Here is a 17233-nt window from a genome sequence, read left to right on the forward strand (position 1 = left end):
CGGAGCCTACGGGAATCCCCTAATACCCGGAATAGCTCAGAGTGATATTCTGAAATCAAATATACCGGAGAGGCGCAGCCTCCCCACTCACTCAAAAAAGGGCCGACTTTTGGGGGTCGGCCCTTTTTTCTATTTTGATCTCCATTTTTCAGCGAAAAAGCCACGCCTAAAGGCGTGACTTTCGGCGATCAGCCGATGATCGCATTCAATGTTGCGCTGGGGCGCATCACAGCGGCGGCCTTGGCCGGGTCGGTGTGATAGTAGCCACCAAGATCGGCAGGCGCGCCTTGCGCGGCGGCCAGTTCACCCAGGATCTGACCTTCCTTTTCGGCCAGCTCTTTTGCGATTGGCGCAAATTCGGCCGCAAGGTCTGCATCGTCGGATTGCGCCGCCAGTGCCTCGGCCCAATAGCGCGCAAACCAATAGTGGCTGTCGCGGTTGTCGGGCTGGCCAACTTTACGGCTGGGCGATTTGTTGTTGTCCAAAATGCCCTGTGTCGCGGCCTCGGCTGCGGCACCCAGAACACCTGCCTTGGCGTTGCCTTTGCTGTCGGCCAGGAAGTTCAGCGATTCACCCAACGCGCAGAACTCACCCATCGAGTCCCAACGCAGGTGGTTTTCCTCGACCAACTGCTGCACGTGTTTCGGAGCCGAGCCACCAGCACCGGTTTCAAACAGGCCACCGCCATTCATCAGCTTGACGATGGACAGCATCTTGGCCGAGGTGCCCAGTTCCAGGATCGGGAACAAGTCGGTCAGGTAATCCCGCAACACATTGCCGGTGATGGCGATCGAATCCTTGCCAGCGGTGATCGTTTGCAAGCTTTGCTGGGTCGCTTCGCGCGGGGCCATGATCAGGAACTTGTCAGCCACGCCAGCAGCCTCAAGCGCCGGTTTGACGTATTTGATCAGCTCGGCATCATGGGCGCGGTTTGCGTCCAGCCAAAAGATTGCCTCGGATCCGGTCAGACGCTGCCGATCCAGCGCCAGTTGAATCCAGTTTTCGATCGGAGCTTTCTTGACGGTGCACGCGCGCCAAATATCGCCAGCCTCCACCTCATGTGACAGCAGGACGTCACCGTTAGCTAGCACGATGCGGATAACGCCATCAGCAGGCGCTTCGAACGTGGTCGGATGCGAGCCGTATTCTTCGGCTTTCTGCGCCATCAGGCCAACGTTGGCGACAGCACCGGCTGTGGCCGGGTTCAGCGCGCCATTGGCTTTGAAGAAGTTGATCGCCTCATCATAAACACCGGCATAACAGCGGTCAGGGATCACACAGTTGGTGTCGCCCTTGGCGCCAGCCTCATCCCAACCCTTGCCGCCCGCGCGGATCACTGCGGGCATCGAGGCGTCGATGATCACATCCGACGGTACGTGCAGGTTGGTAATGCCCTTGTCGCTGTCGACCATATACATGGACGGACGGTCAGCTTTCAGGGCGTCAATGGCGGCGACAATCTCAGCGTTGCCTTTGACGCGGTCCAGCAGATCACCCAGGCCCGAGTTCGGGTTCACACCCAAAGCATCCAGCTCAGCGCCATATTTTTTGAACACCGGCGCCAACCAGGCTTTGACGGCATAGCCAAAGATGATCGGATCCGACACTTTCATCATGGTCGCCTTCATATGAAGCGAGAACATGGTGCCGTCTTTCTTAGTGTCCTCAATGGCTTCGGTCAGGAAGGCAGACAGGGCTTTGACCGACATAAAGGTGGCGTCCGCCACGGTGCCTTCGTCCAGCGGCCAGCCGTCTTTCAGGACAGTCACGCTGCCATCTTTGCCGACGAATTCGATCTTTGCATCGCCCGCTTGTGCCGCGGTGATAGTGGCCGATTTTTCGTTGGCATAAAAGTCATTGCCGGACATCGACGACACTTTGGTCTTGCTGTCAGCGGCCCATTCTCCCATCGAATGCGGGTTTTTCTGGGCATAATTCTTGACGGCCTTCGCGGCGCGACGATCGCTGTTGCCTTCGCGCAGAACCGGGTTCACGGCCGAACCCTTGATCGCGTCATACCGCGCGCGGATCGCCTTTTCCTCTTCGGTCGAGGGCTCTTCGGGGTAGTTCGGGATATCATAGCCCTGCGATTGCAGTTCTTCGATGGCCGCAACCAATTGCGGGACCGAGGCCGAGATGTTCGGCAGCTTGATCACGTTGGCCTCGGGCGTTTTCACCAGCTCACCCAACGCGGCCAGATCATCGGTGATGCGCTGTTCGTCGGTCAGGTTTTCGGGGAAGGTCGAAAGAATACGTCCTGCCAACGAAATATCCTTGGTTCCAACACTGACACCCGCGGCGCCGGCGAATTTGCGAATGATGGGCAGGAAGGACGCGCTGGCCAGCTCGGGCGCTTCGTCTACAATGGTATACAATATATCGAAGTTCGAATTTTCTGCCATATTCTTTTACCTTTTTTCAGCCTTTCGGGGCGTGCGATCCAAGAGTAGCGCCACATCTGCGTGGCTGGTACTGGGGCGCGGGAATCCAAGCGCCCCAACGGTGACTCTGATTTGACAGGGTCTCCCTTAAATCAGGTTTGCCTTGGGATCAATCGTCTAGTGGGGGCGCAAATTGACACGGGTCGTAAGATTACAGGGCTATACGAGCTGGAAAATGCTAAACTTGAGCCGGCAATCACTTTCTCTAGTTACCTGATGTCGCATTTTCCGAGCGAAAGCTGAGGTTCTCCAACAACTTCCCGGCTTGTATAACGTAGTCTTCAACCGCTTCGTTCAGATGTTTAGTCGACCCAGCATAGGCTTGTGGCGCAACTGACACCCCTCGCTTGCTAAACATGTCCAAGACCGCTTTTCGGCCTTTGTACGCAAGCGTTGGTAGAGCACTCTCTAATTCTGGTGTCGCCAAATCCGGGCGACCCATAACCGCAAAAAGATGACCGCGCCACAACGCTTCTCTTTTGTCCTTCCACAAATGCCAGTTAATAGCCGCGTAGAACCATCTTTTAATGAATATTCCTTTTAAATGCTCATCGCTTTCATTCATGTACGCAGCAAGCCTCTGAACGTATTCTATCCCCTGCTCTTCCTCTCCAATTGTAAGGTGGATAGTTGCTTGCATCAGCAACACCCCTTCTACATCCGAAGTCAAACGATCAACCTCTGACACTGCCTCCAATGCGCGCGAGAGGTCCCCTGTGTAGCCAAGGTGATAGTAAACTCGCACATTGTGAACCCAAGCCTGTTCCGGCCAACGCGTTGGAGCCTGATCCAAAAACGCCTTTACCCCATCTTTCCCGTCAATACGATTTAGTAAGCGTGCAACCGCATAACCGCTTTTGCTGCTGTCCGGCTTTATCTCGAGCACCCGTTTATGACCTTGGGCAGCGTCTTCAAGACGCCCATGTTTTTCGTCAATTTTCGACTTTTCAAGCAAGGCATTGATGTTGTTCGGATCAATTTGCAGCGTTTTGGCATACTCTGTTTCAGCCGCATCGAAATTTCCCTGTGCGTCCAACGCCATGCCGCGTCTTAGATGCGAGGTCGCATCGTTCGGTCGCAGGGCCAAAGCCGCATCATAGTTGGAAATGGCCTCAGCGTAACGCCGACCGCAGTAATAGGCCCACCCCCGCGCCTTCATCAGTTCATTTCTCTGATCCGGAGTGAGCCCATCGACCTCTATCAATGCCGTACATGCCGAAACAACCGTAGCCGTACTGCCATTGTTGCCTAGACATGTTGCGGTCAGCTGCGTGTATTTCGCTTCCAATCTGGAAGGTGAATTAAACGAAAGCAGCAATCACAATGATCAGGGCAGCAAGGCGTATATGCATCAAGGCTCCTTTGGGTCAGAGATACTCACCTTTAAGTGGTGATCCTCGACCCATTCTCAAGATGCCTAAGCCGTCAACCTGCTGTAAGTGAGCCATAAAAACCACACGCGCAACCTTGGCGATCAATCACACGCCCCAGGTGTCACTCAACCGGTATCCCCCGGGCCAGGGGTCATCTGGGTCCAGCATGTGCTGGTGGATGCCGGTGATCCAACCACGGCCGCTGATCTCGGGGGTGATGGCCGGGCGGTCGCCGACGCGGGTTTCGGCGACAATCCGACCGGTAAAGCGAGAGCCGATGATCGACACCGCCTCGAATGTCTGGCCGACCGTCATCTGCCCCTTGGCCGCCATCAATGCCATACGCGCCGAGACTGCGGTACCGGTGGGTGACCGGTCAACTTTGCCCGGTTGGATGGCAACTGCGGATTTGCCGGTCAGGCCAGTCTCGGTGGTCTCAAGCGGGCCACAAAAGGCGCAGAATGAGATGTGGCTCCAATCCGGGTTCTCGGGATGGGCAAAGCCAAGCTGTTCGTTGGCGGCATTCGTGATCGCCACACCCATGCGCGCAATATCGCGGGCCTCATTTTCAACAATCTCGATCCCAAGCGCGGCGGCGTCGACCACCACAAAGCTGTCGCCGCCGTAGGCCGTGTCCACGGTCAACGTGCCAACGCCCGGAACCTCCAATGGCACTGCGATCTTGTCGGCGAAACTTGGCAAGTTCTGCACGTGAATACGCTGGGCCTTGCCGTCCCGGCATTCTGCGCGGACCCGGACCAATCCGCCCGGCGCCTCGAGCGTTATGTCCGTTTCCGGTTCCTGCATCGGGATGATCCCGCCATCCAGCAACACCGTCGACACGCAGATCGAGTTCGATCCCGACATGGGCGGCGTGTCTTCGGGCTCCATGATGATAAAGGCGGTGTCCGCCTCGGGGTTTTTGGGTGGCACTAACAGATTGACATGGCGAAACACGCCGCCGCGGGGTTCGTTCAATACGAAATTGCGCAGAGTCTGATCCTGGGCGATGAACGAGCGCTGTTCCCACAGGGTTTCTCCGGGCGGTGGCTGGACCCCGCCGACGATGACATCCCCCACCTCACCTTCTGCATGGGCCGAAATCACGTGAATGGTTTTGATGCTGCGCATGTCTTGTCCTTAGAACCGGGTGGCGGAAAAAGGGGTTAGGGAAATCTGAGAAGGTTGACCGTCAATCAAAGCTCCGACTAATTCAGCCGTTCCTGCCGATTGCGTCAGACCCAGATGACCGTGGCCAAAGGCATAAATGACGTCCGGCGCGTTCGGCGAGGCTCCGATCACCGGCAGACTGTCTGGCAGGGATGGGCGGAACCCCATCCACTGCGATCCCCCATCGGTGTTCAATCCGGGCAGGAATTGAACCGCTTTTTTCAGCAACGCGTCCGCTCGTTTGTAATTCGGCGGAAGGGTCAGCCCACCCAATTCAACCGCTCCGCCGATCCGAACGCCGCCATTGATCCGCGTGGCGACAAACCCGTGGCCAGCAAATGTCAGATGCATGCGCAGGTCAAACGCACCAGCAGGAAGGGTAGTGTTGTAGCCACGTTCAGTCTCAAGCGGAATCGCGTCGCCCAGTGTCCACGCAAGGTGATGCGACCATGCGCCAGCACACAGAACCACCTTGGCTGCCTTTTTCTCACCGTCAGACAGTGCGATCCGAACGCCGCCTTCATCAGCAGTCAGCCCGCGCGTGTCATGAATTTCAATCTGCCCTCCGCGATCGCGAAAGGTCTGGGCCAGATGCGCAACCCATTTCTTTGGGTCGACAGTGTTCATCCAGTTCGGCGTGAACCCTGCATGGGTAAAACGGGGGCTCAGGCCGGGTTGTTTTTCGGCAAGTGCCTCGCGACTGTCCAGCAGTTCGAAATCGATCCCATGTTGGCGCCGCAGCTCCCACTCGGGCAGGCTGGCGCGGAACTCGGCCTCGCTTTCGTACAGCTGCATTTGTCCGTCACGCCGCATCATCGCTTCGCCGTTCACCGAAGTAACCAAACGGTCCAAAGCCGCGCGGGACAAGTCCATCAGACGCGCCTGCGCGCGCAGGTGGTCTTGATACCGTCCCGGTCGGCTGGCCCGCCAAAACCGGTACATCCACGGCGCGATTTTCAGTGCATAAGCAGGTGGTACGGACAGCGGCCCCAGCGGGTCCAGAAGCCATTTAGGGGCCTTGTGCATAATCCCTGGCTTTGCCAGAGGTTCGACCTCGGAAAAGGCAAACGCGCCTGCGTTCCCGGCCGAGGCCTGTGCTGCAACACCCTCACGATCCAGAACCAGAACGCGATGGCCCCGGCGCTGCAACTCAAGCGCGGTTGTGATGCCGATCACGCCAGCGCCGATCACGACGACCCGCGAGGTCATAGGTTGATGCCCGCCTTGAAGGGGTCATTGTCCCCAAAGATTAGCGTCGCCTCGGCCATAATATGGGCCCGCCCGGTTATCGACGGGATGACACCACCATTCGTGCCGGGCTGATAGGACAGGTGATAGGCGCTGCCGATGACGCTGTGTTGCACAATCTCTTCGCCGGGTTTCAGCACCCCATCAGCGGCCAGACAGGCCAGACGCGCGGAACTGCCGGTGCCACAGGGGGACCGGTCATAATTGTCGTCCGGGCACAGCACAAAGTTGCGACCATGGACCGTCGGATTATCCGGAGCGTCCTGAAAGATCACATGGTCAATCGGTTCACCCTGTTCTCCGCCAATCCCTTGCGCAATCGAGGCCTCTCGGATCGCAACGGTCATATCGGTCAGCTGAGGGATATTTTCGGTTTCCACCGGTATCGGGCTGGGATCGACAATAAAGAACCAGTTGCCGCCATAAGCCACATCGCCAGTCACCGCACCATAACCCGGCACATCCAGCGTCACCCCGCGATGCACCCGGCGGCTTTCGATATTCGTGACGGTGACAGTGTTGGCGTCGTGCAGGTCGACCGTCACGATCCCAGCAGGCGTTTCAATGCGATGTTGTCCAACACCGATCCGCCCCAGATGGGCCAACGTGACGGTTAGCCCGATGGTTCCGTGACCGCACATACCCAGCACGGCATCCACGTCAAAATAGATCACGCCAGTCACACAGGTCGGATCAACCGGCTCGACCAGCAGCGCGCCAACCATGGCAGGCTGACCGCGCGGCTCTAACATGATCGAGCGATAGAACTCCTCATGGTCTGTCGCCAACCGGTGGGCGCGTTCGCCCAACGGGCCGGAACCCAAATCGGGTGCGCCACTTAGGATAACCCGTGTGGGTTCGCCCCCGGTGTGGCTGTCGATCACATGCATTCAGCGATTACTCCGCCCTGTTTGGACCAGTCGGCGAACCATGTGCGGAATAGGTCATATTGCTGTTCGCAATAGTTGCGCTGCGCACCTGTCAACTCGTCCGTTTCATTGAAGTGCAGACGGTATTCCTGTTCCCCGTTCAGCACCAGAAGATGCTTGTAATACAGTACCAGGTCCGGACCTTCGTCAAAGCTGGACAGCACATGGATCGCCTCGGTCAGCTCTCGCGCGCGCTGGCGGGCCTCGGCATGGCCTTGGGCCGCCTTTTTGGACAACCCGGCCAGCAACAATGCCTCACGCGGCAAGGCGGTGCCTATCCCGGTGATCGAGCCCGTCGCGCCGCAATTGACAAAGCCATGATAAACCTCGGTATCCACGCCAACCATCAGGGTGACCTGATCATCCTGACTGGTGATGTTCTCGGCCGCATAACGCAGATCTTCCTTGCCGCCGAATTCCTTGAATCCGATTAGGTTTGGATGCTCGGAGCGCAAGGCAAAAAACAGGTCTGCCCGCGTGGCGAATCCGTAATACGGGCTGTTGTAGATGATCGCGGGCACATCCGGCGCGGCGGTCAGGATCGCCTGGAAATGGTTCTTTTGCGCTGCCGGAGAGCTGCCACGCGACAACACGCGCGGGATCACCATCAGGCCAACCGCCCCAACCTTTTGCGCATGGGCCGCATGGGCCACAGCAGATTTTGTATTGATGGCCCCGGTCCCGACCACCACGGGCAACCCTGCATCGATCAACCGTTCAACACCCTCCATCCGCTGTGCGTCTGTCAACAACGGCCAATCCCCCATCGAGCCGCAATAGACCACCGCTGACATTCCCGCGTCGATCATCTGCTTTCCCTTACGCACCAGCGCGTCGAAATCAGGCGTGCGATCAGCCTTACAGGGGGTCATAAGAGCAGGCATGGTGCCGGTGAAAACATTGGTCGTCATCGAAGTTTTCCTTCCAAAAGGCAACGTAGAGGCGGGTTGAATTCACCCTTTTGACTCGCCATAACGGATATTGGATACAAAATCCAGAAAATTTGCGACTGACAAAAAACGCACCAGATCACAGAGACCGGTGCGTTTTGCTTCACTCAGGATCTTGCGATTACCGGAACCGTTGCCCGGTTTCAGGATCGAATAGCATTGCACGATCTGACCGCACGGTGATACCGATACGCTCGCCTTGCCTGCTACGCTGGTCTTCGCGCTCTTCAATGATCAGCTTGTCGCCATTGGGGGTCAACAGATAGGTATAACTTACCCCACCAAGCGCTTCGGTCAGATCAACGGCGCAGGTTTCGGCTGCACGATCAACTTCGATATGTTCGGGGCGGATGCCCAGGGTCACCTTGTTCAGACCCGCAGGTACATTGGCCGTCACCTCCAACGGTGCGCTAAGGGCGGGATGCGAGACTTTACCGTCCGCAAAATCACACTCCAGAAAATTCATCGCGGGCGAGCCGATGAACCCCGCAACAAAGCGGTTGTCCGGGTCGCGATACAGATCCATCGGCGCGCCGACCTGTTCAATCCGGCCGTCCCGCAATACCACGATCTTGTCGGCCATGGTCATCGCCTCGACCTGATCATGGGTCACATAGATCATCGTTGCGCCGATCTCATTGTGCAGCCGCGCGATCTCCACCCGCATCTCGACACGCAATTCAGCGTCGAGGTTAGACAGAGGTTCGTCGAACAAAAACACCTCGGGTCCCCGCACGATGGCGCGGCCAATGGCAACCCGCTGACGCTGACCGCCAGACAGGGCCTTGGGCTTACGCTTGAGGTACTGATCCAGCTTCAGGATATTCGACGCCTGCTGAACCTTTTGGTCGATCTCGGATTTGGCGACCCCGTTCATACGCAGACCAAAGCCCATGTTCTCGGCCACAGTCATATGCGGATACAGAGCGTAAGTCTGAAACACCATCGCCACGCCGCGCTTGGCCGGATCCATATGGGTTACGTCTCGCGCACCAATATTAATCTGACCCTCGGTCGTCTCTTCAAGCCCCGCGATCATGCGCAGCAAAGTGGATTTGCCGCAGCCAGAGGGGCCAACGAAAACACAGAACTCACCATCTTCGATGTCCAGATCAATACCGTGGATTACCTGCGTCTCGCCATATCGCTTGATCGCCTGGTTCAGAGTAACTCCGGTCATGTCGCTTGCATCCTGTTGTTGTCGGCGCTTTGGCGGGTCTCGGGGAACCGCCAGGCCTGTGCTTCGGCTCCGATCTGTTCGGCCACTCGGCGAACACGGGGAATCCAGGTTTCCAATTGTTCGAAATTCATCCGCTCGGTCGATCCGGTGACCGAAATTGCCCCCAGCATCCGCCCGCCCGACGTCAGAATCGGACAAGCGATGCAAATAATGCCCGGCTCGTGTTCTTCATCGTCGATGGCATAGCCGCGACTGCGGATCAGGTCGAGGTCAGCGCGCAGCGCCGCCTCAGAGGTCAGGGTTTTATCCGTGAACCGGTGATAGCTCTGCTGAGAAACGGCGCGCTCCAGCGCGACCTCATCCAAATACGCCATCATCGCCTTACCGACGCCGGTACAATAGGCCGGGCCGACCTTGCCCGCCTGCGAATACATCTCGATCGGTTGGGCGGCGTTGCGCTTGTCGACGTACAGAACCTGACTGGCATCCAGCTGCGCCAGATGCACCGTTTCCCCAGTCTCTGCGCTCAAAGCATCCAGAAACGGCCGCGCTATCGGCGCCAATGAGCTTTGTGTCCAGGCCGAATGCGCAAGCCGCACCAGCCGCAAACCGGGCGTATAGGTTTGCCGATCAGGGTCATATGACAACATGCCCTGATTGGTCAGCGTTTGCAGAAACCGATAGAGCGTAGCCTTGGGGAAATCGCTGCTCTCCAATAGTTCCGCAAATCGGACCGGGCGCGCAAAAGCCGCCACCTGATCCAGCACCTCACATGCTTTTCCTATTGTTCCGTCACCTGCCACGGGCGTCTGTTCTCCTCCTATTGACCCATCGCCATCTTCACGAGGGTCTTGACAAGACTAACCGAGTCGATGTGTAGTTTTCAATATATAAAACACGGTTTCATTATTTGAAACTAAAAATGGAAGCTAAGGGAGGAAACCATGCATTCCATGTTCAAGCGTACTGCGGTGGCGCTGGCGGCCAGTGCGGCACTTGCCGCGCCCGTAGCAGCCGAACTGTCCGGCGAGCTGCGAATCTTCCTCGACACATCGAACCCGGCGCCCCGCGCGACGATGGAAGCGATGATCGATCGGTTCGCGCAACAGCATCCGGGGCTCGAGATTGAAACTACCGTGATCGACCGCGAGGCGTATAAGACTCAGATCCGCAACTTCCTTACGGCGGACACACCGGACGTTGCGACATGGTATGCAGCCAACCGGATGAAGCCCTATGTTGAGGCCGGCCTGTTCGAAGACGTGTCCGATCTTTGGGCCGAACCCGAGATCGCAGACAATCTCGCCTCGACCAAAGGCGCGATGACCCTTGATGGTAAGCAATGGGGCGTGCCCTATACCTACTATCAATGGGGCGTTTACTACCGCAAAGACATTTTTGATGAGCTGGGCCTGACCGAGCCGACCACCTGGGAAGAAGAGCTGGTCAACTGTCAGAAGATCGTCGATTCCGGTCGCGCCTGTTACACCATCGGCACCAAGTTCCTTTGGACTGCCGGTGGCTGGTTCGACTACCTGAACATGCGCACAAACGGCTTCGACTTCCACAACCAACTTGCCAATGGCGAAATCAGCTGGGAAGACGACCGGGTCAAGCAAACCTTCGCCAACTGGAAACAGCTGATCGACATGGGTGCGTTCATCGACAACCACCAGACCTATAGCTGGCAAGAGGCCCTACCCTTCATGGTCAACGGCGAGGCCGCGGCGTATCTGATGGGCAACTTCGCCGTCGCTCCGCTGCGCGAGGCCGGGCTGACCGATGATCAACTGGATTTCTACCAGTTCGTCGCCATCAACCCTGACGTTGAACTGGCCGAGGACGCGCCGACCGACACGTTCCACATCCCGGCCAACGCATCGAACAAGGAAGCCGCACGTGAGTTCCTGCGCTTCGTTGTATCCGCGGATGAACAGTCCCAGATCAACAACGGCGCCAATCTCGGCCAACTGCCAGTGAACGCGCAATCAACCGTGGATGACGACAAGTTCCTGCAACAGGGTTTCGAGATGCTGTCGTCGAACAGCCCCGGTGGCGTGGCGCAGTTCTGGGATCGTGACGCGCCGGCTGAAATGGCCAAAGTGTCAATGGAAGGGTTTCAGGAATTCATGGTCAAGCCGGACAATGCCGACCGCATCCTGGCCAAACTGGAACGCGCACGTCAGCGCATCTACGACAACTGAACCGGTCGGGTCGGGCGAAAGCCCGGCCTGCACCTCATCCTGCGTAAGACGGGTAGTAACCCGTCTTACTCAACCTACCTAAAACCCGAGTTTGCTCATGTCAGCCGTCGACGTCCCAGAACAGGAAAGCTGGTTCCACAGAAACCAACAACGCATTGCGCCCTGGCTGTTTCTGGCCCCGGGCCTGCTGTTCTTCATGGTTTATGTGATCATCCCGGTGTTCCAGTCCTTCAACCTGTCCCTCTATGAATGGGATGGACTTGGGGCGGCTGAATATGTGGGCTTTCGCAACTATGAAGACCTCTATTGGGAATGGGTTGACCGGGATGCATTCTATACCTCGTTGAAAAACAACCTGATCTGGCTGATCCTCTATCTGGCCGCGATCCCGGCGGGCCTGTTCATCGCGCTGCTCTTGAACCAGACGGTCTGGGGCATCCGCCTGTACAAATCGCTATTTTTCTTCCCCTTCGTTATTTCTCAGGTCGTCGTCGGCCTCGTTTTTACGTGGTTCTATGACCCGACCTTCGGACTGCTCAATGAATTCCTCGGTCTGTTCGGCATCGAGCCGCTGAACGTGCTAGGGGATGAACGCTTTGTCACCTATGGCATCATCTTTGCCGGTCTGTGGCCGCAAACGGCCTATTGCATGATCCTGTACCTGACCGGCCTGAACGCCGTGGACCCCGAACAGATCGAGGCCGGGCGTCTGGACGGCGCCAAGGGCCTACGGATGTTATGGCACATCATCCTGCCGCAACTGCGCCCCGCCACATTCATCGCCTTTGTCGTGACCATCATCGGCGCGCTGCGCAGCTTCGATCTGATTTCAATCATGACCCAGGGCGGCCCGTTCGGATCATCCCGCGTGCTGGCCTATTACATGTTCGAGGTCGCGCTGTCCGAATACGGCTTCCGTATGGGATATGGTGCCGCCATCGCTGTGATCCTGTTCCTGATCATGCTCTGCTTCATCGCCTACTTCCTGTGGTCGATGTATCGCGAAGAAAAGGGGCACTGAGATGTTTCCCAAACCTATCGAAAAACAATCCCGCGCGGCGCAAATCAGCTATCAGGCTATGCTGCCTTTGGCTTTGCTGTTGTGGCTGGGGCCGTTGTTGGCGGTCGCCCTGTTCTCGGTCAAACCGGCTGCGGACTTCACCAACGCGAACTATTGGGGCATGCCGTCCAGCTTTGAGGGCGCGTTCAACTATGGGCAGGTCTTCTTTAATTCAGACATGCCACGGTATCTGCTGAACTCGTTCCTGATCACCATCCCGACGGTGGTCGGGTGTGTCGCGCTCAGTACGATGACCGGGTTCGCGCTGGGGATCTACAAGTTCAAATCGAACATCTGGATATTCTTCATGTTCGTGGCAGGCAATTTCGTGCCGTTTCAAATTCTGATGGTGCCGGTTCGTGACCTGACCCTGCAATTGGGTCTCTACAACACCAAAACCGGGCTCGTGCTGTTCCACATCGCCTTCCAGACTGGGTTCTGCACCTTGTTCATGCGCAACTTCATCCGCGCCCTTCCGTTTGAGCTGATCGAAGCTGCCCGGGTCGAAGGTATCAGCGAATGGCGTATATTCTGGTATGTGGTCCTGCCACTGATGAAACCAGCCATCGCCGCGCTCAGCGTGCTGATCTTCACCTTCATCTGGAACGATTATTTCTGGGCCGTTGTCCTGACCCAAGGGGCCGAAAGCCAACCTGTTACCGCAGGCATCACCAGCTTTAACGCGCAATTCCGCGCCGCCTATCAGTTGATGAGCGCCGGCTCCATCGTGGCAGCCTTGCCGCCGGTCGCTATGTTCTTCCTGATGCAGAAACACTTCATCGCGGGCCTGACCCTCGGTGCCGTCAAATAGCTTCGAACCGGAGTTCGCCTTATGACCAAGATCACCTTTATTGGTGCGGGTTCCACGATTTTCATGCAGAACATCGTGGGCGATGCCCTGCTGACCCCTGCGCTGGCCGACAGCCACTTTGCGCTGATGGATATCGACGCCGAACGCCTGGCTGAAAGCGAGGCGGTCGCCCGTGCGATGATCCGCTCGGTCGGATCGGGTGCGACCGTATCCACCCATAATGACCGCCGCGCGGCGCTGGACGGGGCGGATTTCGTGATCACCGCCTTCCAGATTGGCGGCTATGAACCCTGCACAGTCACCGATTTTGAAATTCCCAAGCAATACGGTCTGCGACAAACCATAGCTGATACGCTGGGCATTGGGGGCATCATGCGCGGCCTGCGCACGGTTCCTGTGCTGTGGGATGTGGCGCGAGACATGATGCAGCTGTGCCCGAATGCAACCCTGTTGCAATACGTCAACCCAATGGCGATCAACACTTGGGCGCTGGCCGAGCAATTTCCAGCGGTGAAGCATGTTGGCCTCTGCCACTCGGTTCAGAACACGGTCGAAGAGCTGGCCCATGATCTGGACCTGCCTAAGGACGAGTTTCGCTATAAGGTCGCTGGCGTAAATCACGTCGCCTTCTTTCTACGGTTGGAACACCAGGGGCGCGATCTCTACCCCGCATTGCGGCAGGGATACGCAAGCGGTCAAATACCCAAGGCCCCGCTGCTGATGCCACGTTGCCCCAACAAAGTCCGGTATGAGGTAATGGACCATCTGGGCTATTTCTGCACCGAAAGCTCCGAGCATCTGGCGGAATACGTGCCGTGGTTCATCAAGGATGGGCGGTCGGACCTGATCGAGCAGTTTTCGATCCCGCTGGACGAATACCCCACCCGCTGCGTCGAACAGGTGGCCAGTTGGAAAGAACAGGCCAAGACCCTGACCGACGGGCGCAATATTAATGTCACCCGCAGCCATGAATTCGCCGCCGATCTGATGAACGCCATCGTCACCGACACGCCCTACGTTGCCTATGGCAACCTGCCCAACACAGGCCAAATCCCGCAATTGCCCTTGGGGGCTGCGGTTGAAACCCCGTGCTTGGTGGACAGCAACGGTGTGCAGCCCTCGGTGGTCGCGGACATCCCACCGCAGTTGATCGCGCTGATGCGCAGTCAGATCAACGTGCAGGAGCTAACGGTGCGTGCGCTGGTCGACCGGAACCCCGATTACATATATCACGCCGCTATGATGGACCCGCACACTGCCGCCGAACTGGACCTGCGCCAAATCCGCAACCTGGTTGATGATCTTCTCATCGCCCATGCCGATTGGCTGCCGGACTGGTGCAAACCGGCAAAAGCCGCCTGACCCCAAGAATAGAAGGCAGACCAAATGACTAAGAAACGCCGATCACAGCACTGGTATGGCAAGCTGGACAAAGATGGGTTCATCCACCGCTCGTGGATGAAGAACCAGGGCTTTCCAGACCACGCATTTGACGGGCGCCCCATCATCGGGATCTGCAACACATGGTCGGAACTAACGCCCTGCAACTCGGGCCTGCGTGACCTGGCCGAAGGGGTCAAACGCGGCGTGTGGGAGGCCGGAGGTTTTCCGGTTGAGTTTCCGGTCATGTCGCTGGGCGAGACGCAGATGAAACCCACCGCCATGCTGTTTCGCAATCTGTTGGCGATGGATGTTGAGGAATCGATCCGCGCCTATGGTATCGACGGCGTTGTCCTGTTGGGAGGTTGCGACAAAACCACACCGGGTCAATTGATGGGTGCGGCCTCGGTTGATCTGCCATCTATTGTGGTCAGTTCCGGCCCGATGCTGAATGGTAAATATCGCGGCCAGGATATCGGGTCAGGCACAGACGTCTGGAAATTCTCTGAAGCCGTACGCGCAGGTGAAATGACCCTGCAGGATTTCATGAGTGCGGAATCCGGCATGTCGCGCAGTGCGGGCGTTTGCATGACGATGGGCACGGCCAGCACAATGGCGTCGCTGGTCGAGGCGATGGGCATGAGCCTGCCCACCAACGCCGCCCTGCCCGCTGTCGACGCCCGTCGCATGGCGCTGGCACATCTGACCGGCAAACGGATTGTCGAGATGGTGGACGAAGACCTCAAACCCTCGGACATCCTGACCAAGGAAGCGTTTGAAAACGCCATCCTGGCTAATGCAGCCGTGGGTGGATCGACAAATGCGGTGGTTCATTTGCTGGCATTGGCAGGCCGCGTCGGAGTCGATCTGACCCTGAAAGACTTCGAAATCGGTTCAGACATTCCCCTTTTGGTGAACTGCATGCCCTCGGGCAAGTACCTGATGGAGGATTTCTGTTACGCAGGCGGCGTTCCCGTCGTTCTGTCCGAGCTGAAACCCTTCCTGCGGCCCGCGAAAACGGTTTTGAACAAGGATATCTCGGCCCATTCTGAAGGGGCTGAATGTTTTAACCGCGACGTCATCCGCCCCTTTGACGATCCGGTGAAACCCGCCGCGGGCCTGCGCGTGCTGCGCGGCAATCTGGCCCCGAACGGCGCCATCGTGAAACCCTCGGCCGCGACGGACGCGCTGTTGGAGACCGAGGCCGAAGTCTATGTCTTTGAGAACATCGAAGATCTCAAGGCCAATATCGACCGCGACGACCTGCCGGTGACACCCGAGACCATTCTGGTGCTCAAGGGCTGCGGCCCCAAGGGCTATCCGGGGATGCCCGAGGTCGGCAACATGCCGATCCCGGCCAAGCTGGTGAAGGAAGGTGTGCGCGACATGATCCGTATCTCGGACGCGCGCATGTCCGGCACCGCCTATGGCACCGTCATCCTGCATGTCAGCCCCGAAGCGCAGGCAGGCGGCACGCTGGCACTGGTCAAAACCGGTGACCGCATCCGGGTTTCCGCCAGCAAGGGTGAGCTGGAACTGTTGGTCGATCAAAAGGAACTGGACGCCCGTCGCGCCACGTGGCAACCGGATGACCCGCATTACACACGCGGTTATGCGAAACTCTATATCGACCACGTGCTGCAGGCCGATCAGGGCGCGGACCTTGATTTTCTTGTCGGCAAAGACACCCGCCTTGTGACCAGAGAGAGCCACTGATGGATCAACCAGCCACTTTCCACGATCTCAACGGGGCTTCGGTCTATATCACCGGCGGTGGCTCGGGGGTTGGCGCGGCGCTGACCGATGGGTTTCTTGCGCAGGGCGCCAATGTCGCCTTCATCGGCCGGTCCGACGCCAGTGGGTTTGTCGAGGAAATGCGCGACAAACACGGCCGCGCGCCCCTGTTCATGCAAGGCGACATGACCGACACCGAGCTGCTTCACGTCACCATGCAAAAAGCCGCCGAGGCGCATGGCCCGCTGAACGTGCTGATCAACAACGCCGCCAATGACAAACGCCATTCGCTGGACGAAACCACCACCGAATTCTGGGACTGGATGATCGAGGTGAACCTCAAGGCTTATTTCTTTGCCTGTCAGGAGGCCGCGCGCCAGATGCAGGGCAAGGGTGGAGCAATCATCAATTTCAGTTCTATCAGCTATATGATGGGCAATGCAGGCTATCCGATCTACACCACCTCAAATGCCGGGATCACCGGGATGACGCGATCCTTGGCGCGCGAGCTTGGGCCGCAGAACATCCGCGTGAATGCGCTGGCTCCGGGCTGGGTTCTGACGCAGAAACAGCTGGACATGTGGGCCACGCCCGAAGATCTGGCCGCGCATTTGGACCGTCAATGCCTGAAAGAACACCTGACGCCCGAGGATATGGTCGCACCGACCTTGTTTCTGGCCTCAAACGCCAGCCGCGCGATGACCGGGCAATGCATGGCCGTCGATGGCGGCGTTGTCGTAACGGGGTAAAGCC

Annotated in this window: 14 protein-coding genes; 6 read left to right on the forward strand and 8 right to left on the reverse strand. The window is 57.8% G+C overall.

Annotation, left to right across the window (positions count from 1 at the left end; all coding sequences use genetic code 11):
* Nucleotides 1-188: 188 nt before the first annotated feature.
* The 8 genes from ACR0LY_RS08400 to ACR0LY_RS08435 all read right to left on the reverse strand — a co-directional run bounded on the left by ACR0LY_RS08400 (nt 189) and on the right by ACR0LY_RS08435 (nt 10094).
* Nucleotides 189-2402, reverse strand: coding sequence for an NADP-dependent isocitrate dehydrogenase (locus ACR0LY_RS08400; RefSeq protein WP_170349895.1), 2214 nt, complete (start codon nt 2400-2402; stop codon nt 189-191).
* A gap of 244 nt (nt 2403-2646) precedes the next feature.
* The gene (locus ACR0LY_RS08405) at nt 2647-3759 is read right to left on the reverse strand and encodes a tetratricopeptide repeat protein (protein WP_170349896.1); all 1113 of its coding nucleotides are present in this window, start codon (nt 3757-3759) and stop codon (nt 2647-2649) included.
* 160 nt (nt 3760-3919) lie between these two features.
* Nucleotides 3920-4945 (reverse strand): trans-3-hydroxy-L-proline dehydratase, encoded by a 1026-nt coding sequence (locus ACR0LY_RS08410; protein ID WP_170349897.1) that lies wholly within the window; start codon nt 4943-4945, stop codon nt 3920-3922.
* Between the two features lie 9 nt (nt 4946-4954).
* Nucleotides 4955-6193 (reverse strand): NAD(P)/FAD-dependent oxidoreductase, encoded by a 1239-nt coding sequence (locus ACR0LY_RS08415; RefSeq protein WP_170349898.1) that lies wholly within the window; start codon nt 6191-6193, stop codon nt 4955-4957.
* Nucleotides 6190-7122, reverse strand: coding sequence for a 4-hydroxyproline epimerase (locus tag ACR0LY_RS08420; RefSeq protein WP_170349899.1), 933 nt, complete (start codon nt 7120-7122; stop codon nt 6190-6192). The genes ACR0LY_RS08415 and ACR0LY_RS08420 overlap by 4 nt, the downstream gene beginning before the upstream one ends.
* Complete coding sequence (locus tag ACR0LY_RS08425; protein ID WP_170349900.1) at nt 7113-8072, reverse strand: dihydrodipicolinate synthase family protein; 960 nt, start codon at nt 8070-8072, stop codon at nt 7113-7115. Before ACR0LY_RS08425 ends, ACR0LY_RS08420 begins: the two co-directional genes overlap by 10 nt.
* 160 nt (nt 8073-8232) lie before the next feature.
* Nucleotides 8233-9291, reverse strand: a complete 1059-nt coding sequence (locus ACR0LY_RS08430; protein ID WP_170349901.1) for an ABC transporter ATP-binding protein — start codon at nt 9289-9291, stop codon at nt 8233-8235.
* Nucleotides 9288-10094 carry an IclR family transcriptional regulator gene (locus ACR0LY_RS08435; protein ID WP_170349902.1) on the reverse strand — a complete coding sequence of 269 codons (807 nt, stop codon included), beginning with the start codon at nt 10092-10094 and terminating at the stop codon, nt 9288-9290. The genes ACR0LY_RS08430 and ACR0LY_RS08435 overlap by 4 nt, the downstream gene beginning before the upstream one ends.
* Nucleotides 10095-10235: 141 nt before the next feature.
* Here ACR0LY_RS08435 and ACR0LY_RS08440 point away from each other — a divergent pair, with 141 nt between their 5' ends.
* From ACR0LY_RS08440 to ACR0LY_RS08465, 6 genes are all read left to right on the forward strand, one after another.
* Nucleotides 10236-11495, forward strand: a complete 1260-nt coding sequence (locus ACR0LY_RS08440; protein ID WP_170349903.1) for an ABC transporter substrate-binding protein — start codon at nt 10236-10238, stop codon at nt 11493-11495.
* 97 nt (nt 11496-11592) lie between these two features.
* Nucleotides 11593-12516: a carbohydrate ABC transporter permease gene (locus tag ACR0LY_RS08445; protein WP_170349904.1), complete on the forward strand. Its 924-nt coding sequence runs from the start codon at nt 11593-11595 to the stop codon at nt 12514-12516.
* A 1-nt stretch (nt 12517) separates the two neighbouring features.
* A complete protein-coding gene (locus tag ACR0LY_RS08450; RefSeq protein ID WP_170349905.1) occupies nt 12518-13366 on the forward strand; it encodes a carbohydrate ABC transporter permease in 849 nt (282 codons plus the stop codon).
* Nucleotides 13367-13387: 21 nt separating this feature from the next.
* Nucleotides 13388-14728, forward strand: a complete 1341-nt coding sequence (gene melA, locus ACR0LY_RS08455) for an alpha-glucosidase/alpha-galactosidase (RefSeq protein WP_170349906.1) — start codon at nt 13388-13390, stop codon at nt 14726-14728.
* Nucleotides 14729-14752: 24 nt separating this feature from the next.
* Nucleotides 14753-16462 (forward strand): IlvD/Edd family dehydratase, encoded by a 1710-nt coding sequence (locus ACR0LY_RS08460; RefSeq protein WP_170349907.1) that lies wholly within the window; start codon nt 14753-14755, stop codon nt 16460-16462.
* A complete protein-coding gene (locus ACR0LY_RS08465) occupies nt 16462-17229 on the forward strand; it encodes an SDR family NAD(P)-dependent oxidoreductase (protein WP_170349908.1) in 768 nt (255 codons plus the stop codon). Before ACR0LY_RS08460 ends, ACR0LY_RS08465 begins: the two co-directional genes overlap by 1 nt.
* The last annotated feature ends 4 nt before the right edge of the window (nt 17230-17233 follow it).

This window comes from Ruegeria sp. BC5, from assembly GCF_056539205.1.

Excerpts from the sequence above, each read along its gene's own strand:
- ACR0LY_RS08410 (WP_170349897.1), bottom strand. The coding sequence starts at position 4,945 with ATGCGCAGCATCAAAACCATTCACGTGATTTCGGCCCATGCAGAAGGT.
- ACR0LY_RS08400 (WP_170349895.1), bottom strand. The coding sequence starts at position 2,402 with ATGGCAGAAAATTCGAACTTCGATATATTGTATACCATTGTAGACGAA.
- ACR0LY_RS08425 (WP_170349900.1), bottom strand. The coding sequence starts at position 8,072 with ATGACGACCAATGTTTTCACCGGCACCATGCCTGCTCTTATGACCCCC.
- ACR0LY_RS08415 (WP_170349898.1), bottom strand. The coding sequence starts at position 6,193 with ATGACCTCGCGGGTCGTCGTGATCGGCGCTGGCGTGATCGGCATCACA.
- melA (WP_170349906.1), top strand. The coding sequence starts at position 13,388 with ATGACCAAGATCACCTTTATTGGTGCGGGTTCCACGATTTTCATGCAG.
- ACR0LY_RS08460 (WP_170349907.1), top strand. The coding sequence starts at position 14,753 with ATGACTAAGAAACGCCGATCACAGCACTGGTATGGCAAGCTGGACAAA.
- ACR0LY_RS08465 (WP_170349908.1), top strand. The coding sequence starts at position 16,462 with ATGGATCAACCAGCCACTTTCCACGATCTCAACGGGGCTTCGGTCTAT.
- ACR0LY_RS08420 (WP_170349899.1), bottom strand. The coding sequence starts at position 7,122 with ATGCATGTGATCGACAGCCACACCGGGGGCGAACCCACACGGGTTATC.
- ACR0LY_RS08450 (WP_170349905.1), top strand. The coding sequence starts at position 12,518 with ATGTTTCCCAAACCTATCGAAAAACAATCCCGCGCGGCGCAAATCAGC.
- ACR0LY_RS08445 (WP_170349904.1), top strand. The coding sequence starts at position 11,593 with ATGTCAGCCGTCGACGTCCCAGAACAGGAAAGCTGGTTCCACAGAAAC.
- ACR0LY_RS08430 (WP_170349901.1), bottom strand. The coding sequence starts at position 9,291 with ATGACCGGAGTTACTCTGAACCAGGCGATCAAGCGATATGGCGAGACG.
- ACR0LY_RS08440 (WP_170349903.1), top strand. The coding sequence starts at position 10,236 with ATGCATTCCATGTTCAAGCGTACTGCGGTGGCGCTGGCGGCCAGTGCG.